General features: G+C 66.0%; 15 protein-coding genes and 1 pseudogene. 7 read left to right on the top strand and 9 right to left on the bottom strand.

Annotated features, from left to right (window positions below; all coding sequences use genetic code 11):
- Window positions 1-93: 93 nt before the first annotated feature.
- The 8 genes and pseudogenes from gcvH to nudE all read right to left on the bottom strand — a co-directional run bounded on the left by gcvH (window position 94) and on the right by nudE (window position 6,312).
- Window positions 94-489 (bottom strand): glycine cleavage system protein GcvH, encoded by a 396-nt coding sequence (gcvH, locus tag XarbCFBP7408_RS01750; RefSeq protein ID WP_046343750.1) that lies wholly within the window; start codon window positions 487-489, stop codon window positions 94-96.
- Window positions 490-634: 145 nt separating this feature from the next.
- Window positions 635-1,743 (bottom strand): annotated as a pseudogene (gene gcvT / locus XarbCFBP7408_RS01745) (glycine cleavage system aminomethyltransferase GcvT).
- Between the two features lie 162 nt (window positions 1,744-1,905).
- The gene (locus XarbCFBP7408_RS01740) at window positions 1,906-2,340 is read right to left on the bottom strand and encodes an NfeD family protein (protein WP_104560837.1); all 435 of its coding nucleotides are present in this window, start codon (window positions 2,338-2,340) and stop codon (window positions 1,906-1,908) included.
- A 3-nt stretch (window positions 2,341-2,343) separates the two neighbouring features.
- Window positions 2,344-3,309: an SPFH domain-containing protein gene (locus XarbCFBP7408_RS01735; protein ID WP_104560835.1), complete on the bottom strand. Its 966-nt coding sequence runs from the start codon at window positions 3,307-3,309 to the stop codon at window positions 2,344-2,346.
- Between the two features lie 191 nt (window positions 3,310-3,500).
- Window positions 3,501-3,836, bottom strand: a complete 336-nt coding sequence (locus XarbCFBP7408_RS01730; RefSeq protein ID WP_104560833.1) for a YnfA family protein — start codon at window positions 3,834-3,836, stop codon at window positions 3,501-3,503.
- The gene (gene mazG, locus XarbCFBP7408_RS01725) at window positions 3,833-4,789 is read right to left on the bottom strand and encodes a nucleoside triphosphate pyrophosphohydrolase (protein ID WP_258071974.1); all 957 of its coding nucleotides are present in this window, start codon (window positions 4,787-4,789) and stop codon (window positions 3,833-3,835) included. The genes XarbCFBP7408_RS01730 and mazG overlap by 4 nt, the downstream gene beginning before the upstream one ends.
- 177 nt (window positions 4,790-4,966) lie before the next feature.
- Window positions 4,967-5,767, bottom strand: a complete 801-nt coding sequence (gene cysQ / locus XarbCFBP7408_RS01720) for a 3'(2'),5'-bisphosphate nucleotidase CysQ (RefSeq protein ID WP_104560831.1) — start codon at window positions 5,765-5,767, stop codon at window positions 4,967-4,969.
- Window positions 5,764-6,312, bottom strand: coding sequence for an ADP compounds hydrolase NudE (nudE, locus tag XarbCFBP7408_RS01715; RefSeq protein ID WP_181106807.1), 549 nt, complete (start codon window positions 6,310-6,312; stop codon window positions 5,764-5,766). Before nudE ends, cysQ begins: the two co-directional genes overlap by 4 nt.
- A 41-nt stretch (window positions 6,313-6,353) precedes the next feature.
- Here nudE and bioA point away from each other — a divergent pair, with 41 nt between their 5' ends.
- Both bioA and XarbCFBP7408_RS01705 read left to right on the top strand, forming a co-directional pair.
- Complete coding sequence (bioA, locus tag XarbCFBP7408_RS01710; RefSeq protein ID WP_104560827.1) at window positions 6,354-7,772, top strand: adenosylmethionine--8-amino-7-oxononanoate transaminase; 1,419 nt, start codon at window positions 6,354-6,356, stop codon at window positions 7,770-7,772.
- Complete coding sequence (locus XarbCFBP7408_RS01705; protein ID WP_104560825.1) at window positions 7,763-8,497, top strand: 16S rRNA (uracil(1498)-N(3))-methyltransferase; 735 nt, start codon at window positions 7,763-7,765, stop codon at window positions 8,495-8,497. Before bioA ends, XarbCFBP7408_RS01705 begins: the two co-directional genes overlap by 10 nt.
- 438 nt (window positions 8,498-8,935) lie before the next feature.
- Here XarbCFBP7408_RS01705 and XarbCFBP7408_RS01700 read toward each other — a convergent pair whose 3' ends face one another.
- On the bottom strand, window positions 8,936-9,934 hold the full coding sequence (locus XarbCFBP7408_RS01700) for a glucokinase family protein (RefSeq protein ID WP_181106817.1): 999 nt from the start codon (window positions 9,932-9,934) through the stop codon (window positions 8,936-8,938).
- 717 nt (window positions 9,935-10,651) lie between these two features.
- Here XarbCFBP7408_RS01700 and XarbCFBP7408_RS01695 point away from each other — a divergent pair.
- From XarbCFBP7408_RS01695 to XarbCFBP7408_RS01675, 5 genes are all read left to right on the top strand, one after another.
- Entirely contained in the window at window positions 10,652-13,375 is a 2,724-nt protein-coding gene (locus tag XarbCFBP7408_RS01695) for a TonB-dependent receptor (RefSeq protein ID WP_104560821.1), read from the top strand.
- A 207-nt stretch (window positions 13,376-13,582) separates the two neighbouring features.
- Window positions 13,583-15,265, top strand: a complete 1,683-nt coding sequence (locus XarbCFBP7408_RS01690; protein WP_104560819.1) for an alpha-L-fucosidase — start codon at window positions 13,583-13,585, stop codon at window positions 15,263-15,265.
- Window positions 15,266-15,279: 14 nt separating this feature from the next.
- On the top strand, window positions 15,280-16,335 hold the full coding sequence (locus XarbCFBP7408_RS01685) for a glycosyl hydrolase family 18 protein (RefSeq protein ID WP_104560817.1): 1,056 nt from the start codon (window positions 15,280-15,282) through the stop codon (window positions 16,333-16,335).
- A 372-nt stretch (window positions 16,336-16,707) separates the two neighbouring features.
- Window positions 16,708-19,083, top strand: a complete 2,376-nt coding sequence (locus XarbCFBP7408_RS01680) for a family 20 glycosylhydrolase (protein WP_258071986.1) — start codon at window positions 16,708-16,710, stop codon at window positions 19,081-19,083.
- Between the two features lie 21 nt (window positions 19,084-19,104).
- A complete protein-coding gene (locus XarbCFBP7408_RS01675; RefSeq protein ID WP_181106805.1) occupies window positions 19,105-21,786 on the top strand; it encodes a beta-mannosidase in 2,682 nt (893 codons plus the stop codon).
- Window positions 21,787-22,148 lie beyond the last annotated feature (362 nt).

Genomic DNA, 22,148 nt, shown 5'->3' with positions numbered 1-22,148 from the left:
GCAGGCGGGATCGGCGCGCGGCCACCGCCACGCAGGCAAAAAAATGGCCGCTCCAACGAGCGGCCATCCGGATCTGCAACGAGCGAGGCGAGCTCAGTGCGCGTCGTCTTCCAGCAGCTCGGCATAGTCGTCCGGCGACAGCAGGTCGTTGAGCTCTTCCTTGTCGTCGAGTTCGACCACGAAGATCCAGCCTTCGCCGTAGGCATCTTCGTTGATGGTCTCCGGCTTGTCGCTGAGTGCGCTGTTGACCTCGACGACGGTACCGCTGACCGGGCTGTAGACGTCGGAGGCAGCCTTGACCGATTCCACCACCGCAGCGCCATTGCCGACCTGCACGGTGTCGCCGACGCCCGGCAGTTCGACGTAGACCAGGTCGCCCAGCAAGCCCTGCGCGTGGTCGGAAATGCCGACAGTCACGCGGCCGCTGCTTTCGACGCGGGCCCACTCGTGGGATTTGAGGAACTTGAGGTCGCCAGGGATCTCGCTCATGGGTGTGCTCCGGGGAAACTGATGGGTTGGGGACAGGTGGCTAGTTTAGACCGCACGACAACACAGGTGCACGCGCGTGTCGGCGGGTGGACGGCGACGGATGCTGCGCGCTGCCGGACGTTTGCACGCCCGGCAGCGGCCCGACTCATTCGCCGAGGATGCCGGGCTGCGCCTGGCCATCGCGCACGAACGGAAACTTCACGCGCGCAACGGCACCTGCTTGCCACGGATGTCCACGCGCAGCGCGTCGATGCTGCCGGCCGGCACGCGCGCGAACGCGATCGCCTTGCCGAGCGTGGGCGAGAAGGTGCCGGACAGGATCTCGCCTTCGCCGCCGGCGCTGAGCACGGTCTGGCCATGCCGCAGCACGCCCTTCTCGTCCATCACCACGCCGATCAGCTGACGCGGTGCGCCCTGCGCCTTTTGCGACTCGAGCACGGCGCGACCGATGAAGTCGCGGCCCTCGTCCAGGGCGATCGTCCAGGCCAGCGCAGCCTCGTACGGACTGACGGTGTCGTCCATGTCCTGGCCGTAGAGATTCATGCCGGCCTCCAGACGCAGGGTGTCGCGCGCGCCCAGACCGGCCGGCTTGACGCCTTGCGCGAGCAGCGCATTCCAGAACGCTACCGCCGCCTGCTGCGGCAACACGATTTCGAAACCGTCTTCGCCGGTGTAGCCGGTACGCGCAAGGAACAGCTCCACGCCATCGCGCGAACGCGTCTGCAGCGCAGCGAAGCGGCCGAGCTTGCTCGCCGCTACGGTATCGGCCGGATCCACCAGTTCGATCACCTTGGCGCGCGCGTTGGGCCCTTGCACGGCGATCATCGCAAAGTCGCCGCGCTCTTCCACGCGCACCTGGAAGGCTGCGGCCTGTTCGCCGATCCACTGCAGGTCCTTTTCGCGGGTGGCGGCGTTGACCACCAGGCGGAAGAAGTCCTCGCGCAGGAAGTAGACGATCAGATCATCGATCACCCCGCCCTGCGGGTTGAGCATGCAGGTGTACAGCGCCTTGCCGGAGACCTTGAGCTTGTCCACCGAGTTGGCCAGCAGGTAGCGCAGGAACGCGCGCACGCGTGCACCGTGCAGGTCGACCACGGTCATGTGGCTGACATCGAACATGCCGGCGTCGCGACGCACCTGGTGGTGCTCGTCCAGCTGCGAGCCGTAATGGATCGGCATGTCCCAACCGCCGAAGTCGACCATCTTGGCGCCGAGCGCACGATGGGTGTCGTTGAGGATGGTCTTCTGGGTCATGCGCACCGGTCCAAGGGAAAGAGGACCATTATCGCCGCCCGGCCGTGCCTGGGGAAACGGCGCAGGCGATGCGGCAACGCGCCGCCGACACCTGGACCTGGCCGCGCCCTATCGCGCCGCGCTGCAGCATCGCTGCATGGGCACGACGCGTGCCCTGCCCGATCAACCGGCCGCCTGCACCTGCAAGGTCATGCCATCGACACCGACGATACGCACCGGTGTGCCGGCCGCAAGATCCGGGCCGCTGACCACCCAGAACGCGTCGTCGACCTTGGCACGGCCACGTCCCTGGTGGATCGCCTGCTCGAGCACCACGCAGCGGCCGATCAACTGCTCGGCACGTCGGTTGAGCAGGGGCCGATCGCTCTGCCGGCCCTTGCCGCGAAACCAGCTGCGATACACCTGCACCGACACGAAACTCAGCAGCACGAAGGCGACGATCTGCAGCAGCAGCGACATGCCCGGCAGCGCGAGCACCAGCACGCACACGGCTGCGGCGGCAATGCCCATCCACAGCAGGAACGCGCCGGGCACCAGCGTCTCGGCAGCAATCAACAGCAACGCCAGCACCGCCCAGGCCACCACGTCCCAATGCATGGCTCAGCCTCCCGCGCGCGGCGGCATCGGCGGCACCCGCACATGGCTCGCCTCGGGTTTGTTCAGCGCCTCCTTGGCCAGCTCGGCGATGCCGGCGATCGAGCCGATGACGCCGCTGGATTCCATCGGCATCAGCACGAACTTCTGGTTGGGCGCGGTGGCCAGCGCCTTGAACGCTTCCACATACTTCTGCGCGACGAAGTAATTGATCGCCTGCACGCTGCCGTTGGCGATCGCATCGGAGACCATCTGGGTGGCCTTGGCTTCGGCCTCGGCCAGACGCTCGCGCGCCTCGGCATCGCGGAACGCGGCTTCCTTGCGGCCTTCGGCTTCGAGCACGGCGGCCTGCTTCTCGCCTTCGGCGCGCAGGATTTCCGACTGGCGCGAGCCCTCGGCTTCGAGGATCTGCGCGCGCTTCTCGCGCTCGGCCTTCATCTGCCGCGCCATCGAGTCGATCAGGTCGCGCGGCGGCTGGATGTCGCGGATCTCGATGCGGGTGACCTTGATGCCCCAGGGATTGGTGGCCTGGTCGACCACGCTGAGCAGCTGCGCATTGATGGTCTCGCGCTGGCTCAGCGATTCGTCCAGATCCATCGAGCCGATCACGGTGCGGATGTTGGTCTGCACCAGCGCGATCGAGGCGATCTCCAGGTTGGAGACCTCATAGGCGGCCTTGGCGGCATCGAGCACCTGGAAGAACACCACGCCATCCACGCGCACCACCGCGTTGTCCTTGGTGATGACGTCCTGGCTGGGGACGTCGAGCACCTGCTCCATCATGTTGATCTTGCGCCCCACGCCGTAGACCACCGGCACCAGAAAGTGCAGACCCGGACTCATGGTGTGGGTGTAGCGGCCGAAGCGCTCCACCGTCCACTGAAAGCCCTGCGGCACCATGCGCACGGTCTTGAACAGCACGATCACGCCAGCGACCAGAACGGCGATGGCCAAGAAAGAAGTCGGAAACATGAGCAGCCCCTTGCGATGACGAGTCGATCCTTGGCTTGAGTATGCCCTAGCGCCACCTGTCCCCACTGCGCGCCCCAGCTTCGGCGACGGCGGCCGCGACCCTGCATGCGGCGCTGTGGCTGACTACCTCGGGCAGCGTGTCGGCGTTGCGCAGCTCGCCGCAACGCGCAGCCGTCGGTAAAAAGGCGCGCTCAGGCGCCGCGCGGCGAGAACATGATGATCGCCATGCCGAGCAGGCAGCAGGCTGCGCCCAGCAGATCCCAACGCGTCGGCGTCACCCCGTCCACCCACCACAGCCACAGCAGCGCACTGGCGATATACACCCCGCCATAGGCGGCATACACGCGCCCACTGGCATCGGGATGCAGGCTCAACAACCATACGAAAATGGCCAGGCTCAGCGCCGTCGGCAGCAGCAACCAGATGCTGTCGCCCTTCCGCAGCCACAGATAAGGCAGGTAGCAACCGACCAGCTCGGCGACGGCGGTGGCCGCGAACAGCAATAGCGTGGTCGGTGCGAGACTCATACGCGGCCTGGCTTGTCGACGCCCTGCTTGCCACCGTCAGCCTGCGGCAGGTCCGGGATGTCGTGCGCCCGATCGACCACAGGCGCATCGATGGCCGCCGTCGCGGCAGCCGACTGGCCGGGAGCAGACGGACCATGGCCGCGTTCGCCGCGCTTGACCTGCTGCCACAGCGCCTCCTGTTGCTGCAGCGACAGCACGCCCAGGGGGGTGCCGTCCGCCTGTGCCTGCGCTTCCATCGCGCGAAAGCGGCGCTCGAACTTGAGATTGGCGTGGCGCAGCGCCGCACCCACGTCGACCCTGGCGTGGCGCGCCAGGTTGGCGCAGACGAACAACACATCGCCGAGTTCGTCTTCCAGCCGCGCCTGGTTGTCGGCGACCGGGCCACGCGCGAACTCCACGCGCAGCTCCTCGATTTCTTCCTGCAACTTTTCCAGCACCGGGCCCGGGCCGGGCCAATCGAAGCCGACCCGCGCCGCACGCGCCTGCAGCTTGGTGGAGCGTTGCCATTCCGGCAGGCCGCGGGCGATGCCGGCAAGTGCGGAGTCATCCTGATGGCCGGCCGCGCGACGTTCGTCGCGCTTGATCTGCTCCCAGTTGGCGCTCACCGCCTGCGCATCGTCGGCACGTTGCTCGGCAAACACGTGCGGGTGGCGACGCACCAGCTTGTCGCTGAGCGTGGCGACCACGTCGGCGAATCCGAACGCGCCCTGCTCGGCGGCCATCTGCGCGTGGAACACCACCTGCAGGAGAAGGTCGCCCAGCTCGTCGCGCAGGGCCGGCAGGTCATTGCGATCGATGGCGTCGGCGACTTCGTAGGCTTCTTCGATGGTGTACGGCGCGATGCTGGCGAAGGTCTGCTCCACATCCCACGGACAGCCGTGCTCACGATCGCGCAGGCGCGCCATCAGCTGCAGCAGGCGCTGGAGGTCGCCGGTCGGCGGGGACTGAGACATGGTGTGTTCCTGGCAGGTGTGGTGCAGTTGAGTGGCGTGCCCGGGCGATGCCGCAGGCACGTGCCGCGTCACCTGGCGGCAGGCGATGGGCAGGGACCGCATTGGACATGACTGCATCGGGATTGCGCGCAACTGCCGGATCCAACCGGCGAGCGCGCAAGCGGCGGTCGGCAGTGCTCACACCAGCCAGCTGCGCCACGGCAGATTGGGATCGCCCAGCGCGATGAAATCGCCATTGAGCAAGGTGTCGCGGCGGTTGTAACGGAACGGTTTGCCGGTGCCGCCGGCCAGCAGCACACCGCCGGCGGCGTGCAGCACGCATTGGCCTGCTGCGGTGTCCCACTCGGAGGTGGGGCCGAAGCGCGGATACACGTCCAGGTCGCCTTCGGCGATGCGGCAGAACTTCAACGACGAGCCTTGCGCGACCACATCGATCTCGCCCATGCGCGCCAGCGCGGCGGCGGTGCGCGCGTCGCGATGCGAGCGACTGGCCGCGACCCGCAGCGGCGTGGCCGCCGGCGTGCGCGTGTGCAGCATCTCGTCGCGGTCGCCATCGCGGCGGTAGGCGTTCTCGCCCCGTGCGGCGTACCAGACCCGGCCATCGACCGGCGCCTGCACCACGCCGAGTACCGGTGCGCCCATATGGATCAGGGCGATGTTGACGCTGAACTCGCCGTTGCGCTTGACGAATTCGCGGGTGCCGTCGAGCGGGTCGACCAGCCAGTAGCTGGTCCAGAACTGACGGTCTTCCCAGGCCACGTGCGCGGATTCTTCCGACAGCACCGGCACGTCCGGGGTGACCCGGCGCAAGCCCTCGACGATGACACGGTTGGCGGCAAGATCGGCCTGGGTCAGCGGGCTGGCGTCGTCCTTAAGCTCCACCGCAAAATCCTGCGCATAGACCTCCATGATCGCCGCACCCGCCTCGCGGGCGATGGCGATCACGGTTTCGCGCAGTTCCATGGGGATGCGGATCATGGGTTGCGCTCCAGCCACTCGCGCGCAATGAACAAGGCGGCCAGCGAACGGCCTTCGGAAAAATCTTCGCGCAGCATCAATTCGTCCAGACGGGCGATCGGCCAGGGCACCACCTCCATCTCTTCCGGCTCGTCGCCTACCAGGCGCCCGGGATAGAGGTCGCGTGCCAGCACCAACCAAGATTGGTGACTCATATAAGTAGGAGCGAGCGTCATCGCGCGCAGCACCTGCAGCTGGCGCGCGCCGTACCCGGCCTCTTCCTTGAGTTCGCGGTCGGCGGCCTGTTCCGGCGTTTCGCCGGCATCGATGCGGCCCTTGACCAGACCCAGCTCGTAGCGATGCACGCCGGCGGCGTATTCGCGCACCAGCAATACGGTCTGCGCGTCGAGCATGGGAACCACCACCACCGCGCCATGGCCCTGGCTGAGCTGGCGCTCGTAAAGGCGACGCTCGCCGTTGGAAAATTCCAGATCCAGCTGCTGGCGACGGAACGGCCCGTCGCCCAGATCGGTGATCTTGTGGATGGTCGGCAGGCGCGGGCTCATGCGTCGCACGCAGCGGCGGAGCCGACCGATAGAATAGGCGTATGCATCGACATGTTCATGAGCCCGAAATCCTAGCAGACCCGGCAGCCTCTCAAGCTGACGAACATTGGCGGCAGCGCGATCTCGAGGTGCTGTGGCACCCCTGCACGCAGATGCGCGAGCACCCGCACACACTTCCGCTGGTACCGATCGCGCGTGGCGACGGTGCGTGGCTGATCGGCCACGACGGTCGCCACTACCTGGACGCGGTCAGCAGTTGGTGGACCAACCTGTTCGGCCATAGCGAACCGCGCATCGGCGCGGCCATCGCGCGCCAGGCTGGCGAACTGGAGCAGGTGATGCTGGCCGGCTTCACCCATGCGCCCGCCGTGCGGCTGGCCGAGCGCCTGTTGGCGATCGCGCCGCGCCAGGCCGGCCGCGCGCCGTTGTCCAAGGTGTTCTACGCCGACAATGGTTCGGCCGGCGTGGAAGTGGCCTTGAAGATGGCCTTCCATTATTTCCATAACCGCGGCGAGCACCGCCGCACGCGTTTCGTCGCGCTGGAAAACGGCTACCACGGCGAGACCATCGGCGCGCTGTCGGTCGGCGACATCCCGCTGTATCGGCGCGTGTATGCGCCGTTGCTGCTGGAGTCGATCTTTGCGCCCTCGCCCGATGCCTACCTGGTCGAGCCCGGACAGAGCGCGGAAGACTACGCGCTGCAGGCGGCCGATGCGCTGCAGGCGGTGTTCGAACGCTCGCCCGGCGAAATCTGCGCGCTGATCCTGGAGCCGCGCGTGCAGTGCGCAGGCGGCATGCGCATGTATCACCCGGCCTATCTGCGCCGCGCACGCGAACTGTGCGACGCGCATGGCGCGTTCCTGATCGCCGACGAGATCGCCACCGGCTTCGGTCGCACCGGCAGCCTGTTCGCCTGCGAACAGGCCGGGATCATGCCCGACCTGTTGTGCCTGTCCAAGGGGCTGACCGGCGGATTCCTGCCGCTGTCGGCGGTGCTGGCCACGCAGCAGCTGTACGAGGCGTTCCTGGACGACTCGCGCGAACGCGCGTTCCTGCATTCGCATAGCTACACCGGCAATCCGCTGGCATGCGCCGCCGCGCTGGCGACCCTGCAGATCTTTGCGGACGACGATGTGATTGCGCGCAACCAGCGCACCGCCGCGCACATGAGCGCGCTGGCTGCGCAGATCGGCGAACACCCCGCGGTGGCGGACGTGCGCCAGGCCGGCATGATCGTGGCGTTCGAACTCACGCAGGGCGGCGACAAGCGCACGCCGTTTCCGTCTGCGGCGCGGGTGGGTCTGAAGGCGTATCGCGCCGCACTCGACAAGGGCGTGGTGCTGCGCCCGCTCGGCGACGTGCTGTACTGGATGCCACCGTATTGCGTGGACGAGGCGCAACTTGCGCTGCTGGCTGCGACCACCCGCCACGCCATCGAGGAGGCCGTTGCATGCGCCTGACCCGCTCCCATGTCGCACTGCCGCTGCACTGCGAGCAGGAGGTGACGCTGCCGGAAGCGTCGGCCAGCCACCTGCTGCGTGTGCTGCGACTGCGCGAGGGCGATGCCTGCGTGCTGTTCAACGGCGACGGCAGCGACTACCACGCGCGCATCACCCTGGCCGGCAAACGCGAGGCGCGCGCATGGGTGGAACGTGTCGAGCCGTTGCGCAACGAATCGCCGTTGTCGATCACCCTGCTCCAGGGCATCGCGCGCGGCGAGAAGATGGATCTGATCCTGCAGAAGGCCACCGAGCTGGGGGTGACGGCGGTCGTGCCGGTCAACGCCGAGCGCACCGAAGTCAAGCTGGATCCGGCGCGCATGGAAAAACGCCTGGCGCATTGGCGCAGCGTGGTGGTCTCGGCGTGCGAGCAGTCCGGGCGTGCACGCATTCCCACGGTCGCTGCGCCGCACGGCCTGCAGGACGCGGCGCGGGCCAGCGACCCGCAGGCGCTACGGCTGACGCTGGACCCGCACGGCGCGCATCGCCTGGGTAGCCTGGCGGTGGACGCGCAACCGCATGTAATCGTGGCGATCGGCCCGGAAGGCGGCTGGTCGCCGCGCGATCGCGCCAGCCTCGCCGAGGCCGGCTTCAGCGGCCTGCAACTGGGGCCGCGCATTTTGCGCACCGAAACGGCGGGGCTGGCGGCGATTGCTGCACTGCAGTCGCGGTTCGGCGACCTATAGCGCCACGACATCGTAGGAGCGCACCTGGGCGCGACCAGGCCTTATCGGCAATGCCCCGTCGCGCCCGGGTGCGCTCCTACGGTACGGGGATGCGGAATCTGCCGGCTTCGCGTCGTCCGTTGCGTGTTGCGTTGACAGCCTCGTCTAGCCCGCGCTGACTCGTAGGAGCGCACCTGGGCGCGACCAGGCCTTATCGGCAATGCCCCGTCGCGCCCGGGTGCGCTCCTACGGTACGGGGATGCGGAATCTGCCGGCATCGCGTCGTCCGTTGCGTGTTGCGTTGACAGCCTCGTCCAGCCTGCGCTGACTCGTAGGAGCGCACCTGGGCGCGACGGGGCTTTATCGGGAACGCCCGTCGCGCCCGGGTGCGCTCCTACGGGGATGTGGAGTTGATCGGTTTGGTGCAGCCGGCTTGCTGCGCCTGGGGATGCGCGCGGCTCAGCGGCCGTGCTGCAGGAACCAGCTGGCCGCGCCGATCACGCCGAGCTGGCCGTGCTCGACGATGCTCACCGGCACCTGCTCCAGCGCCGGACGCAATGCGCCCTTGTCGAGCAGACGTACGACGAAATCGCTTGCGCCCACGAATGCGGCGATCTGCGGCAGGAATCCACCCGCCAGATAGACACCGCTGCGCACGCCATAGAGCAGCATCATGTCGCCGACCACGCTGCCCATGAAGCCGCAGAACGCCTGTAGCGCATCGCGGGCCAGCATGTCCTCGCCAGCCAGTGCGGCAGCAGTGACATCGGCCGGGCTGGCATGCAGCGCCGGCACACCCCGCAGCGCGGCCAGGGCGGTGTAGAGATTCAACAGGCCCGGGCCGGAGAGCAGATGCTCGGTGGCCACGTGCGTGCGGGTGCGACGCAGCTCCTGCAGCAAGGCCACTTCCAGATCGCTGGCGGCAGCAAGCGCGGCGTGGCCGGCCTCGGTCGGCAGCACCACCGGGTTGGCACCGTTGGGAATCCACAACGCCGCGCCCAGGCCGGTGCCGGGGCCCAATATCAGCGCCGGACCCGGCGCGCCCTGCGGCGGGCCGGACAACTGCATGACCTGATTGCCCGCCATGTAATTGGCCGCATGCGCGACCGCTTCGAAATCGTTGACCAGATGCAGCGCCTGCATACCGAGCTGGCGGCGGATCTGCTCAGGCGCCAGCACCCACGGCAAGTTGGCGGTGATCACGCTGCCGTCTTCCAGCGCATAGCCGGCGCTGGCGATGACGCCACGCTGCACCGGCGCGCAGCCCAGCTCCGCAAAGAACGCGGCCATGATCTCGGCCAGGCCCGGGTAGTCGGCGCACCGGTACTTGCGGTAGTCCAGCACCGTGACCGGCTGGCGTGGGTCGACGCCTTCGCACACCAGCGCCAGACGCACATGCGTCCCCCCCACGTCTGCGGCAACGAAGGTGTCGGGGCGCGGAAAGGCCACCGCTTCCATTGGACTGCTTGCGCTCACGCATTCTCCTGATAAGTGGCCGCGGGCTGGCGTCATGCCCGTTGTCCGACGAACGGTAACGGGGTAGACAACGTTGTCAGTAATCGCCGTGTAACGCAACCGTGGCGATCACGATTTAAACAGGATGCCGTCGATTTCATCATCCACTCGAATTCCGCACTTGCGGCAGCGATTTCAGCACAAAATGGCGCCCGTCGTGTGCCCAGGCGCGATTCGCCATGGAAACAGCTGGTCGCGTTGGTGAGCCGCCGATGGCGCATTGCGCAGCCGTATCGGCGCAGTGCGTGCCATCGTCGAGAAATGCTGCATTGCAGCGCAATCGCAACCGCTTCAGAGATCTGTGACGATGTGTTGACAACGCTGTCAGCGCTACGCGAGACTCGGTCCAAATCGGGGTTTCTGGCAGGGGGCCATGGACTGTTCGGTACTCAGGAACGCGCTACTCCCTCGCCGGTGCATTCCAGATTCGTGAGCGGAACATCACCCGATGTCCGACTCGCTGAAGTCGCACTCGCTCTACCGCTTCACCACACGGGGGACACCTCCTCTACCACGCGAATCACCCGGGCCCGCCTCTTGCGACGCGTGCCAGTGCGATCACCGCGATCGGTCAGGGCGTGTTGTTTTGCCGGCCACGCCGAGCGCGTGACGTCTCTACGGAGGCGGCGCGCTCACAGCACTAACCAACGAGGTTTAGCCATGCACAGCCGCACCACGACGTTAGCACTCTGTATCACCGCCGCCCTGTACTGCTCCGGCTCTGCAATGGCTGCCGGACAAGAACAACCAGCAGCGGCTGGCACCACGCCATCTGCCACCACCGAATTGGACACGATCACCGTCACCGGCTACCGCGCGTCGCTGGAGAAGAGCCAGGCGGTCAAGCGCTCGGCCAACTCGATCGTCGATGCGATCAGCGCCGAAGACATCGGCAAGTTCCCGGACATCAATGCGGCCGAATCGCTGTCGCACCTGCCGGGCATCAGCGTCGACCGCCAGTTCGGCGAAGGCGAGAAGGTCAGCATCAACGGCACCGACCCGGCCTTGAACCGCGTGCTGCTCAATGGCCAGACCATCGCCTCGGGCGACTGGGGCGGCAACCCGACCGACACCAGCGGCCGTACCTTCAACTACACCCTGCTGTCGCCGGAAATCATCGGCCTGATGGAGGTCTACAAGACCCCGGAAGCGCGCATCGACGAAGGCTCGATCGGCGGTACCGTGATCGTGCATACCCGCAAGCCGCTGGACCTGCCCAAGAACACCATCCGCGGCTCGGTCGGCTACAACTACAACGACCGTTCGGAAGAAGGCAATCCGCGCGGCTCGGCGCTGTGGAGCTGGAAGAACGACGACGAGACCTTCGGCGCGTTGATCTCCGCCACGCATGACAAGCAGGACCTGGCACGCGCCGGTATCGAATACTTCGGCTACACCACCGGCGCCAACATTCCCGCCAGCGCCACCATCACCGGCGACGGCGGCGATGTCGCCACCGCCCGTGTACCGGCCGGCATCAACAGCGCATTCTTCCAGCAGACCCGCGAACGCAGCGGCGTGCAGGGCGCGTTGCAGTGGAAGCCGAACGAGCAGAACGAATTCAACCTGACCGGCCTGTACATCAAGGGCAAGTACAACAACTTCAGCCAGTCGCGTTACATGTGTCCTGCGTGTGGATCGCCGGCCGCTGACGGTTCTGGAGACAGCATCAATAACCTGAGGCTGGTGACTCAGGCGAATGTCCAGAATGGCGTCGTTACCTCTGCAACAGTTTCTGATGGCGGACTGGCACAGCCGTATGCGCAATTGGACGCTAATTACCGAGAGAGCACCGTTACCACCAAGAGCCTGAACCTGCGTCACGACTGGTCGGGCGAGAAGTGGGTGTTCACCACTCAGGGTGGCTACACCGAGGCAACCGGTGGCAAGGACCCCGAATACCTGATGAAGTTCCTGATGCAGGACGGTGGCTACAACTACGCGTTCAATGGTCAGAACACTGCAGTCAACTATGACAACGGCGGCGCGGCCAACTGGACGCTGCCCGGCAATCCCGCAGGCTTAGCTCCGGGACAGCAAGGCAACCTTCCTGGCACAAGTACCGGCATCATGCAGGCGGGCGGTATCGCCTACCAGAAGAGCAAGGACGATGAGAAGTACTTCCAGTGGGATGCGGCCCGAGACCTGGAATGGGGTCCGTTCACCAAGCTGCAGTTTGGCTACAAGTACATCAACCACAACAACGGTGTAGACGCGCGCGGCAACCGCATCAACACCACAGACCCAGTGTCGTTGACGCAGTTCAATCCAGGCACCACGCCCAGCAGCCTGTACGACGGCCTGGGCGCAAGCGGCGATTTGACCACGTGGCCGACTGCAAACCTCGAGGCGGTTCGTCGTTACTTGCTCTCACAGCCGCAGGGTCCGTACACCACCGATTTCGGCGCGTCTTTCCAGGTCAAGGAAATCACCCAGAATTTCTACACGCAGTTGAACTACGAGACCGGCAAGTGGCGCGGTAACGTCGGTGTACGTTTGGTGGATACCAGCGACAAGTCGGAGTACTGGCAAAGCAACAATGCCGGTAGTAGCTTCGATCGTGTTGCCGAGACAAATAGCTATCGCAAGGCGCTGCCAAGCTTCAACCTCGCCTACGACATTACTGACGATGCAGTGCTGCGCTTCTCGGCAGCCAAAGTTATTGCGCGGCCGCGGTATTCCGACCTGGCCGGCACTTTCACCATCAATAACGGCAATGGCGGTTCAGGCAACCTCACTGCTGGCGGCGGCAACCCCGACCTAAAGCCTTATGAATCCACCAACTACGACATTGCTGCAGAGTGGTACTTCGCGCCTTCCAGCATGCTGTCTGGCGAAGTGTTCTACCGTGACATCAGCTCCTACATCGTCAACGTCACCACGACTCAGCAGTTGAATCCGGGTCCGCCGGCTCAACCAGGCTTGTATGAGGTCAACTCACCGGTCAACGTGTCAGATGCCAAGGTCAAAGGCGTGGCAGTCAATTACCAGCAGTCTTTCGGTCTCGGTTTTGGTTTGCAGGCCAACTACACGTTTGCCGAGTCTGAATCCAGCTCCGACTTGAACCTGCCGTACCTGTCGCGCGATACCTACAACGTGATCCCGTACTGGGAGCACGGCGACTGGACGGTGCGTGTGAACTACAGCTACCGCTCCAAGTACTTCACCCAGATCGGTCGACTGTCATCGCGTGACTTTGCGGATGCCTACAAGCAGTTGGATCTGAATGCCTCGTATCAGATTACCGATTACATGGGCATCACCTTCGGCGCGACCAACCTGCTCGATTCCACCTATCGGGTCTTCAGCAACACCCGTGATACCCCCACGGCGTTCTACAAGAACGGCCGCGGTTATCAGGCCCAGCTGAACTTCAAGTTCTGATGTAGCACCGGCGCGCCACCGACCCTCCACGGTGGCGCGTTTTTTTTGAGCGGTGCGTTGCATGCAGCGCACCGCTCGATGTTGTACCAAGGAGTGGTACTGGCCACGCCCCTTCACTGTCGAGGGAGCATGGCCAGGCCCGCTTTTGCCATCCACGTGCCGGCTGCGCTGCAACCGACACGTCTCGCTTGAAGGAGTGCAGTTCCCATGACGACCGATAGCCGCCCCGCGGCTCCATCCCGCCGCCACGCCGGAGCTGCACCCAGAACGCGAATGCTCGCGCTCGGTCTGCTGCTCGCGTTGCCTGCTGCCACGCTCAGCGCGCAATCGCCTACCGCGGCTACCGCCACCACGCTCAGCCCGGAACAGATCGATCAGCAGTGGCTCAGCGCCACCGCCAAATACGCACCCGAGCGCGAGCGCCTGGTGCGCGAAGCCGAGGCCGGCGCACGCAAGGGTCCGTTCCGCCCCGACTGGGCTGCACTCAAGGCCTATGAATCGCCGGCGTGGTACGACAATGCCAAGTTCGGCATCTTCATCCACTGGGGCGTGTTCTCGGTGCCGGCGTTCGGCAGCGAGTGGTATTCGCGCAACATGTATCTGCAAGGCTCCAAGGAATTCGCCCATCACGTGGCGACCTACGGACCGCAGGCGACCAGCGGCTACAAGGATCTGATTCCGAAATTCACCGCGCCCAAGTTCGATCCGAATGGCTGGGCCAAGCTGTTCCGGCAATCCGGCGCGCGCTATGTGGTGCCGGTGGCCGAACACCACGACGGCTTTGCGCTGTACGACTCCAGATTGTCGGACTGGACCGCGGTCAAGATGGGGCCCAAGCGCGATCTGCTGGGCGAATTATCCAAGTCGATCCGCGCGCAGGGATTGCACTTCGGTTTGTCGTCGCACCGCGCCGAGCACAACTGGTTCTTCGATGGTGGGCGCACCTTCGATTCGGACGTCAACGACCCGCGCTATGCCGCGCTGTACGGCCCGGCGCAGGTGCGCCTGCCGGGCAAGGACGATGCCGATGTGGCCAACGACTGGACGCCGGTGTCGCAGGCCTGGCTGGACGACTGGCTGGCGCGTACCACCGAGCTGATCGACACCTATCAGCCGGACCTGATCTATTTCGATTGGTGGATTGCCCACCCCACCTTCCGCAGCAGCCTGCCGACCATGCTGGCCTACTACTACAACCAGGGCGCGGCGCGCACCGAAGCCGATCGCGGCGTGGTGGTGAACTACAAGCTGGGCGCGTTTCCGGAAGGGGCCGGCACGCTGGACATCGAGCGCGGCCAGCTCACCGGCATCCATCCCACCCATTGGCAGACCGACACTTCGGTGAGTAATGCGTCGTGGGGCTACATCGAGAACGACACCTACAAGTCGCCGACCTTCATCATCCATATGCTGGCCGATGTGGTGGCCAAGAACGGCAACCTGATGCTCAACATCGGCCCGCGTGCCGATGGCTCGATCCCGGAGACCGAGCGCGGCATCCTGCTGGCGATCGGCAAGTGGCTCAAGACCAACGGCGGCGCGATCTACGACAGCAAGCCGTGGCGCGTGTACGGCGAAGGCCCGACCGAGGTGGTCGGCGGCACCTTCCAGGACGTCAAGACCAAGCCCTACACGGCCGAAGATTTCCGCTTCACCACCCGCGATGGCGCGCTGTATGCGATCGAACTCGGCTGGCCGGCCGGTGGCAAGGCGGTGATCCGCTCGCTGACACCGGCCGACGGCGTGCGCGGCGTGACGCTGCTGGCCAACGGCAAGAAGGTGCCGTTCGAGCAGCAGGCCGACGGCCTGCATCTGAGCCTGCCTGCCAAGCCGGTCGGCGAGCACGCCTACGTGCTGCGCATCGATCTTTCTTCTTCCTCCACTCCCTGACGGATGCTGTTTTCATGAGCAAGCGATTGACCTGGATCCTGCTGGCGCTGGCGCTGCTGTGCGCGCCGGCCCTGGCCAAAACCCCCACGGCGTTGTTCTATCTGATGAACACGCAGAAATCGACCAACTCGTTCCTGGCCAATATCGACAAGATCGACGTGGTGGTGCCGACCTGGTACGGCGTCGACCAGAACGGCCTGGTCAACGGCACGCCCAACATGTACCTGTACGACATCGCCAAGCAGAAGAACCTGCGGGTGATGCCGATCCTGTCGATGACCACCGGGCGCGACGGCTTCCACAAGCTGATGCACGACGAAGCCGCCAAGAAGCGCATGATCGAATCGCTGCTGATCCACGGCAAGCAGCACAAGTACTACGGCTTCCAGTTCGATTTCGAGAACATCGCCTGGACCGACCGCGACGCCTACACGCTGATGGTCAAGCAGACCGCCGATGCGCTGCACAAGGCCGGCTTCAAGATGTCGGTGGCGGTGGTGCCCAATGCCCCGGGCCATGCCGAAGGCGGCCAGTTCTCCAAGTGGATGTGGGAATACTGGCGCGGCGCGTACGACCTCAAGGCGCTGGGCCAGGCCGCGGACCTGGTCAGCATCATGACCTACGACCAGCACACCCGCTGGACCACGCCGGGCCCGGTCGACGGCATGGTGTGGATGAAGAAGCACCTGGATTACGCGATCACCCAGGTGCCGAAGGACAAGCTCTCGCTCGGCATCGCCACCTACGGCTACCGCTGGTACACCGGTAACCCGGTCAAGGAAGACGGCACCGAGGCGTCGAACATCTCGGCCACCTACATCGATGCCGACGAATCGTTCCCGCTGGCGATCGAGCAGAACGCCACCGTGCAATGGGATCCGGTCGAGCAGGAATCGTGGTTCTACTTCTACCGCGACGACATGCGCGAGTGGGTGTTCCGCCCGGATGCGCGCAGCTTCAAGGCACGCTACGATTTGGTGAAGCAGTACGGCCTGGAAGGCTTCAGCTGCTGGGTGCTGGGCGCCGAAGACCCGAAGGTGTGGGACGAGTTGCCGACCGCGCAGCGCTGACCACGTCATCGCACTGTTGCACCACACAACGGGCGCGGTCGGTGGTCGCATCGGAATGCGTCCACTGCATGCCGATGCGTGCACTGCCCGCGCCCGTCCTGCACCACGCCGTGCGGAGCGCGGTCGCTACGCGACACCACACACCGCGCACCGCGCACCGCGCACCCCGACGAAGCGTGCGCCAGTCCCTGCGCGATCCGGCACGGCTTTGCTACTGTGCGGGGCTGCCGTATCTCCCCCGCCATACCGGGATGTGATTGCATGATGTCGAACTCCGCACCGAGCCTGCGCTCACCGTTATCCAGGCCGTCGTTGCGCAGCCTGTCGTCGCGCCTGCTGTCATCGCACGGACGCTCCTCGCGCCTGCTTGCGATGGCGCTGACGGCGCTGGCGTTGGCGGGCTGCGTCCAACGCGATGCAGCGACCGCACCGGCTGCGGCCAACCCCGGCAACACCGCGACACTGCCTGCGACCAGCGCACCGCTGCCGCTGATTCCCGCCCCGGCCGAAGCCAGGCGCGGCACCGGCAGTTTCCGCGTCGGCACCGGCACGGTGATCTCCATCCCCACCGGCAACGCCGAAGTGCGACGTAGCGCCGAGTCGCTGGCCAGCCTGTTGCAACGCACCCGCGGCCTGACCCTGGAAGTGCGCACCGAAACCAGCGCCTCGCCGCACAGCATCCGCCTGGAGCGCACAGCGCAGGCGCCGGTGGCACACAAGGAAGGCTATAGCCTGGATGTGGACGGCAACGGCATCCGCATCACCGCGCGCGATGGTGCCGGCCTGTTCTATGGCGCGATCAGCGCCTGGCAATTGATGACGCCGGATGCGGGCAAGGGCGATGTCACCGTACCGGCGGTGGCGATCCGCGACTGGCCGCGCTTTGGCTGGCGCGGCCAGCATCTGGATGTGGCCCGCCACTTCCACGACGTGGACACCGTCAAGCATGTGCTGGACGCGATGGCCGCGCACAAGCTCAATGTGCTGCATTGGCATCTCACCGACGACCAGGGCTGGCGCATCGAGATCAAGCGCTATCCCAAGCTCACCGAGGTCGGTGCCTGGCGCACCCCGCCCGGCGCCGGCCAGCACGGCACGCCCGAGCGCTATGGCGGTTTCTATACGCAGCAGCAGATCAGCGAAATCGTCGCCTATGCGGCGCGCCTGCACATCACCGTGCTGCCCGAGCTGGACATGCCCGGGCATGCGCAGGCCGCGGTGGCGGCGTATCCGGAAGAAGTCGGCGTGCCCGGCCAGCGCACGCAGGTAGGTGTGGACTGGGGCGTCAACCCGTACCTGTTCAACACCAGCGAACGCAGCCTGGGCTTCATCACCAACGTGCTGGACGAGGTGCTGACCTTGTTCCCGTCGGCGTATATCCATATCGGTGGCGACGAGGCGGTCAAGGATCAGTGGGAAGCCTCGCCCGCGGTGCGCGCGCAGATGCGCAAGCTCGGGGTCAAGGACGCGCATGCGATGCAGGGCTGGTTCAACGAACAGCTTGCGGCCTACCTCACACAGCACGGCCGGCGCATGATCGGCTGGGACGAAATCCTCGAAGGCGGCGTGCCGGCCAGTGCCTCGGTGATGTCGTGGCGCGGCACCGAAGGTGCGGTGACCGCCGCCAGGCAAGGCCACGATGTGGTGCTGGCACCGGGCGACTGGCTGTACCTGGACAACCTGCAGACCACGCGCAGCGACGAACCCAACGGTCGCCTGACCGTACTGCCGTTGTCCAAGGTCTACGCCTTCGACCCGGTGCCCGACACACTGACCGCCGAGCAAGCCACGCATGTACTCGGCGCGCAAGGCGCGTTGTGGTCCGAATACATTCCCTCGCGCTGGCATGTGGATCACGCGCTGTTCCCGCGTCTGTCCGCCATCGCCGAAGTGACCTGGTCGCCGATGGCTGCACGCAACTGGAAGGATTTCCTGGCGCGCCTGCCGGCGCAGCTGCAGCGCTACAAGGCGCTGGGCATCGACTACAGCGACGGCGCCTTCGCCGCCGATATCGCCCTGGAAAGCGGCCCCAACCCGGTGCTGGCCGGCGGGCCGGCCAAGGTGGCGCTGAGCACGCAGACCGGTGCGGGCACGCTGCACTACACCATCGACGGCAGCGAGCCCACGCCGGCATCGCCGCGCTACGAGGCGCCGTTTACGATCCAGCTGCCGACCACGGTCAAGGCCACTGCGTTCGCTGCCAACGGCACGCCGCTGGCGGCCACGCGCAGCCGCAGCTTCGATCGCGCCGGCTTGTTGCGCGTGGACACCCAGGGCCTGCGCGATTGCGGGGACACCGGTGCGCTCGGCCTGCGCCTGCCGCTGCTGCCGGAACTGACCGCTGCCGACACGCCGGTCTACAACGTCGACCTGTTCCATGCCTGCCGGCTGTATCCGCAGGCGCGCCTGGATGGCGTCGGCGCGATCCGGATCGAGGCCGCACGCCTGCCGAACAACTTCGGCCTGGCCCACGAACAATCCAAGGTGGTGCAGTACCCGGCCAAGACGCGCCGCGGCGAGCTGGAAGTGCGCCAGGGCTGCGAGGGCGAACTGATCGCCAGCGTGCAATTGCCCGACAGCGCCACGCTGGGCGAGCAATTCACGCTGGAAACCGCACTGCCTGCACGCACCGGCATCCACGATCTGTGCCTGCGCTTCACCGCGCCGATCCGTGGCCCGTTGTATGCCATCGGCGCCGTCCAACTGATTGAAACCACCGCGCAGGCGCCCCCCGCCGCCACGCGCTGAGCCATCCAAGGAGAGTCACGCATGCCCCTGTCCCGTCATCGTTTTGTTCCTGCCCCCGCCCGTCTCGGGCTTGCCCTGGCCGTTGCCATCTCGCAGGCCTGGGCCGCGCCGCCCACGGCGGTGACGCTGGATACCGGCTGGCAGGTGCGGCTGGTGCCGGGCCAGGAGCAGGCCAGGACGTATCCGAAAGCAGCGGCATGGTTGCCGGCGCAGGTGCCGGGCGCGGTGCAGACCGATCTGATCGCCGCCAAGATCGTGCCCGACCCGTTCTATCGCGACAACGAAGGCAAGATCCAGTGGGCCGGCCTGAGCGATTGGCAGTACCAGACCCGTTTCAACGTGGATGCGGCCACGCTCAAGCGCGAACATGTCGAGCTGGTGTTCGACGGCCTGGATACGTTTGCCGAAGTCACCCTCAACGGCAAGAAACTGCTCAGCGCCGACAACATGTTCCGGCAGTGGCGCGTGGATGCCAAATCCCTGCTCAAGCGCGGCGACAATGTGCTCGAGGTCAAGCTGTTCTCGCCGATCAAGAAGATCCAGCCGTGGCTGGCCAAGCAGCCGTACGCGCTGCCGGGCGCCTACGATTCGGCCTTCGGCGACGAACCCGAGTCCCGCCACAGCTCCACCTATGTGCGCAAGGCGCCGTACAACTTCGGTTGGGACTGGGGCCCGCGCATGGTCAACGCCGGCATCTGGAAAGACGTGCGCATGGAAGCCTGGGATGCGGTGCGTGTGGACGGGCTGCATATCGCCCAGCAACGCGTGGACGCCGACAGCGCGCAATTGCAGGCGCAGCTGGAACTGCAGGCCGGCCGCAGCGGCCCGGTGCAGGTGACGCTGGATGTGCTGGGCCCGGATGGGCAGAAGGTGGGCCAGTTCACCCAGGACGCGGTGGTCGATCCCGGCCAGAACCGTATCGATCTGGCCGTGCGTATCGCCAAGCCCAAGCGCTGGTTCCCGTCCGGCTACGGCGCGCAGGACCGCTACACCTTCGTGGCCAGTGTGCGCGATGCCGACGGCGAAAGCCAGCAGATCAAGCGGGTCACCGGCCTGCGCTCGGTGGAGCTGCGCCGCGAGAAAGATAAGTACGGCAAGAGCATGGAGATCGTGATCAACGGCATCCCGATCTTCGCCAAGGGGGCCAACCTGATCCCGCTGGATGCGTTCCCCGCACGTGTGAGCCCCGAGCGCATGCGCAGCACCTTGCAGGATGCGCGCGATGCCAATATGAACATGCTGCGCATGTGGGGCGGCGGGCATTACCAGGACGACCATTTCTACGAGGTGGCCGACGAGCTGGGCATCATGATCTGGCAGGACTTCATGTTCGGCGGCGCGGTGCCGCCGTACGAGGTGGAGTTCCGCGAGAACACCCGGCAGGAGGCGATCGAACAGGTCAAGCGCCTGCGCGACCACCCCAGCATCGTGCTGTGGTGCGGCAACAACGAAGTGCAGACCGGCTGGGAAAACTGGGGCGACCGGGTCAAGTTCAAGCAGTCGGTGGACCCGGAGGAACGCAGCCGCATCGAGCGCGGCATGACCACCTTGTTCGGCACGGTGTTCCGCGAAGTGGTGGCCACCTACGACAACGACGTGCCGTACTGGTCCACCTCGCCGGGCACCAACTTCGACGGCGCCGCCGACCAGGCCAACGATGGCGACATGCATTACTGGAAGGTCTGGGGCGGCCCCGCGCTGCCGGTGACCGAATACCTCAACGTCACCCCGCGCTTCATGTCCGAATACGGCCTGCAGTCGTTCCCGGACATGCGCACCGTGCGCGCGTTCGCCGAACCCGGCGACATGGATCCGGAATCGCCGGTGATGCGCGTGCATCAGAAGTTCGACAAGGGCAACGGCAACAAGCGGCTGATGCTGTACATCCGGCGCGAATTCGGCGAGCCCAAGGACTTCGAGAGCTTCGTCTACCTGAGCCAGCTGATGCAGGCCGAAGGCATCAACCTGGCCGCCTCGCATCTGCGCGCCTCGCGCCCGCAATCGATGGGCTCGTTGTACTGGCAGCTCAACGATGTGTGGCCGGGTGCGTCGTGGTCCAGCGTGGACTACTACGGCCGCTGGAAGGCGCTGCACTACCACGCCCGCCGCTTCTACGCGCCGGAGCTGATCGCCGCATTGCGTAACGACAAGGGCCAGACCGAGGTGTCGCTGGTCTCCGATCGCACCACCCCGCTGGCGGCGCGTTGGCGCATGCGGGTGATGAACATGGACGGCAAGCTGCTGGGCAAGCGCGAGGAAAAGGCCACCATCAAACCGCTCAGCAGCCTGCAGGTGGGCAACTTCAGCGACAAGCAGTTGCTGGGCAGCGCCGATCCCAAGCGCAGCTACGCGGTGTTCGAGTTGTTCGACGGCGACAAGCTGCTGTCGCGCGAGGTGGTGTTCTTCGCGCCCGCCAAGCAGCTGGCGTTGCCGGCCGCCAAGATCGACAGCCAGTGGCGCGCCGATGGCGATGGCTACGCGCTGACGCTGTCCAGCACCGCGCTGGCGCGCGAGGTCTGGCTATCGTTCGGCGATGTGGATGCCACGCTGTCGGACAACGCGTTCGACCTGTTGCCGGGCGAGCCGTTGACCGTGCGCGTGCGCAGCAAGGCGGCGCTGGCGCAGCTGCAGTCCACGCTGCAGGTGCGCGATCTGGCGAGCACGCTGGCCGGCGCGCCGCCGGAGCCAGCGGCGGCGAGATGAGCTGCAAGACGGCCCTCATCCGCCCTTCGGGCACCTTCTCCCGCCAGGCGGAAGAAGGACGTGATGTGCGGCCATGCGTGCGCGTCTCCCTCGCATGGCATCTAGCGTACGCGGGGAGTAGGACGTGATCTCCTGTCATGCCTGCCCTCTCCTACATGCGTGTCCTTCCCCTCACACACATGCCCTCGCCCGCGTTGGATGCCCTTCTCCCGCTGGCTGGAGAAGGTGCCCACAGGGGTGGATGACGACCCGCCGCAGCAGCAGTAACCACCACACCGTATCGCAGGCATGACATCGCCATGCCAGATCCTCTACCCCCGCCGCAGCCCTGCGGCAACACCAGAACAACGCCGGCGGACATC

The sequence above is a fragment of the Xanthomonas arboricola pv. guizotiae genome (genome assembly GCF_002940205.1).
Taxonomy (GTDB): Bacteria; Pseudomonadota; Gammaproteobacteria; order Xanthomonadales; family Xanthomonadaceae; genus Xanthomonas; species Xanthomonas arboricola_C.
The sequence above is the reverse complement of the archived record's forward strand: the minus strand, read 5'-3'. Positions and strand labels throughout refer to the sequence as shown.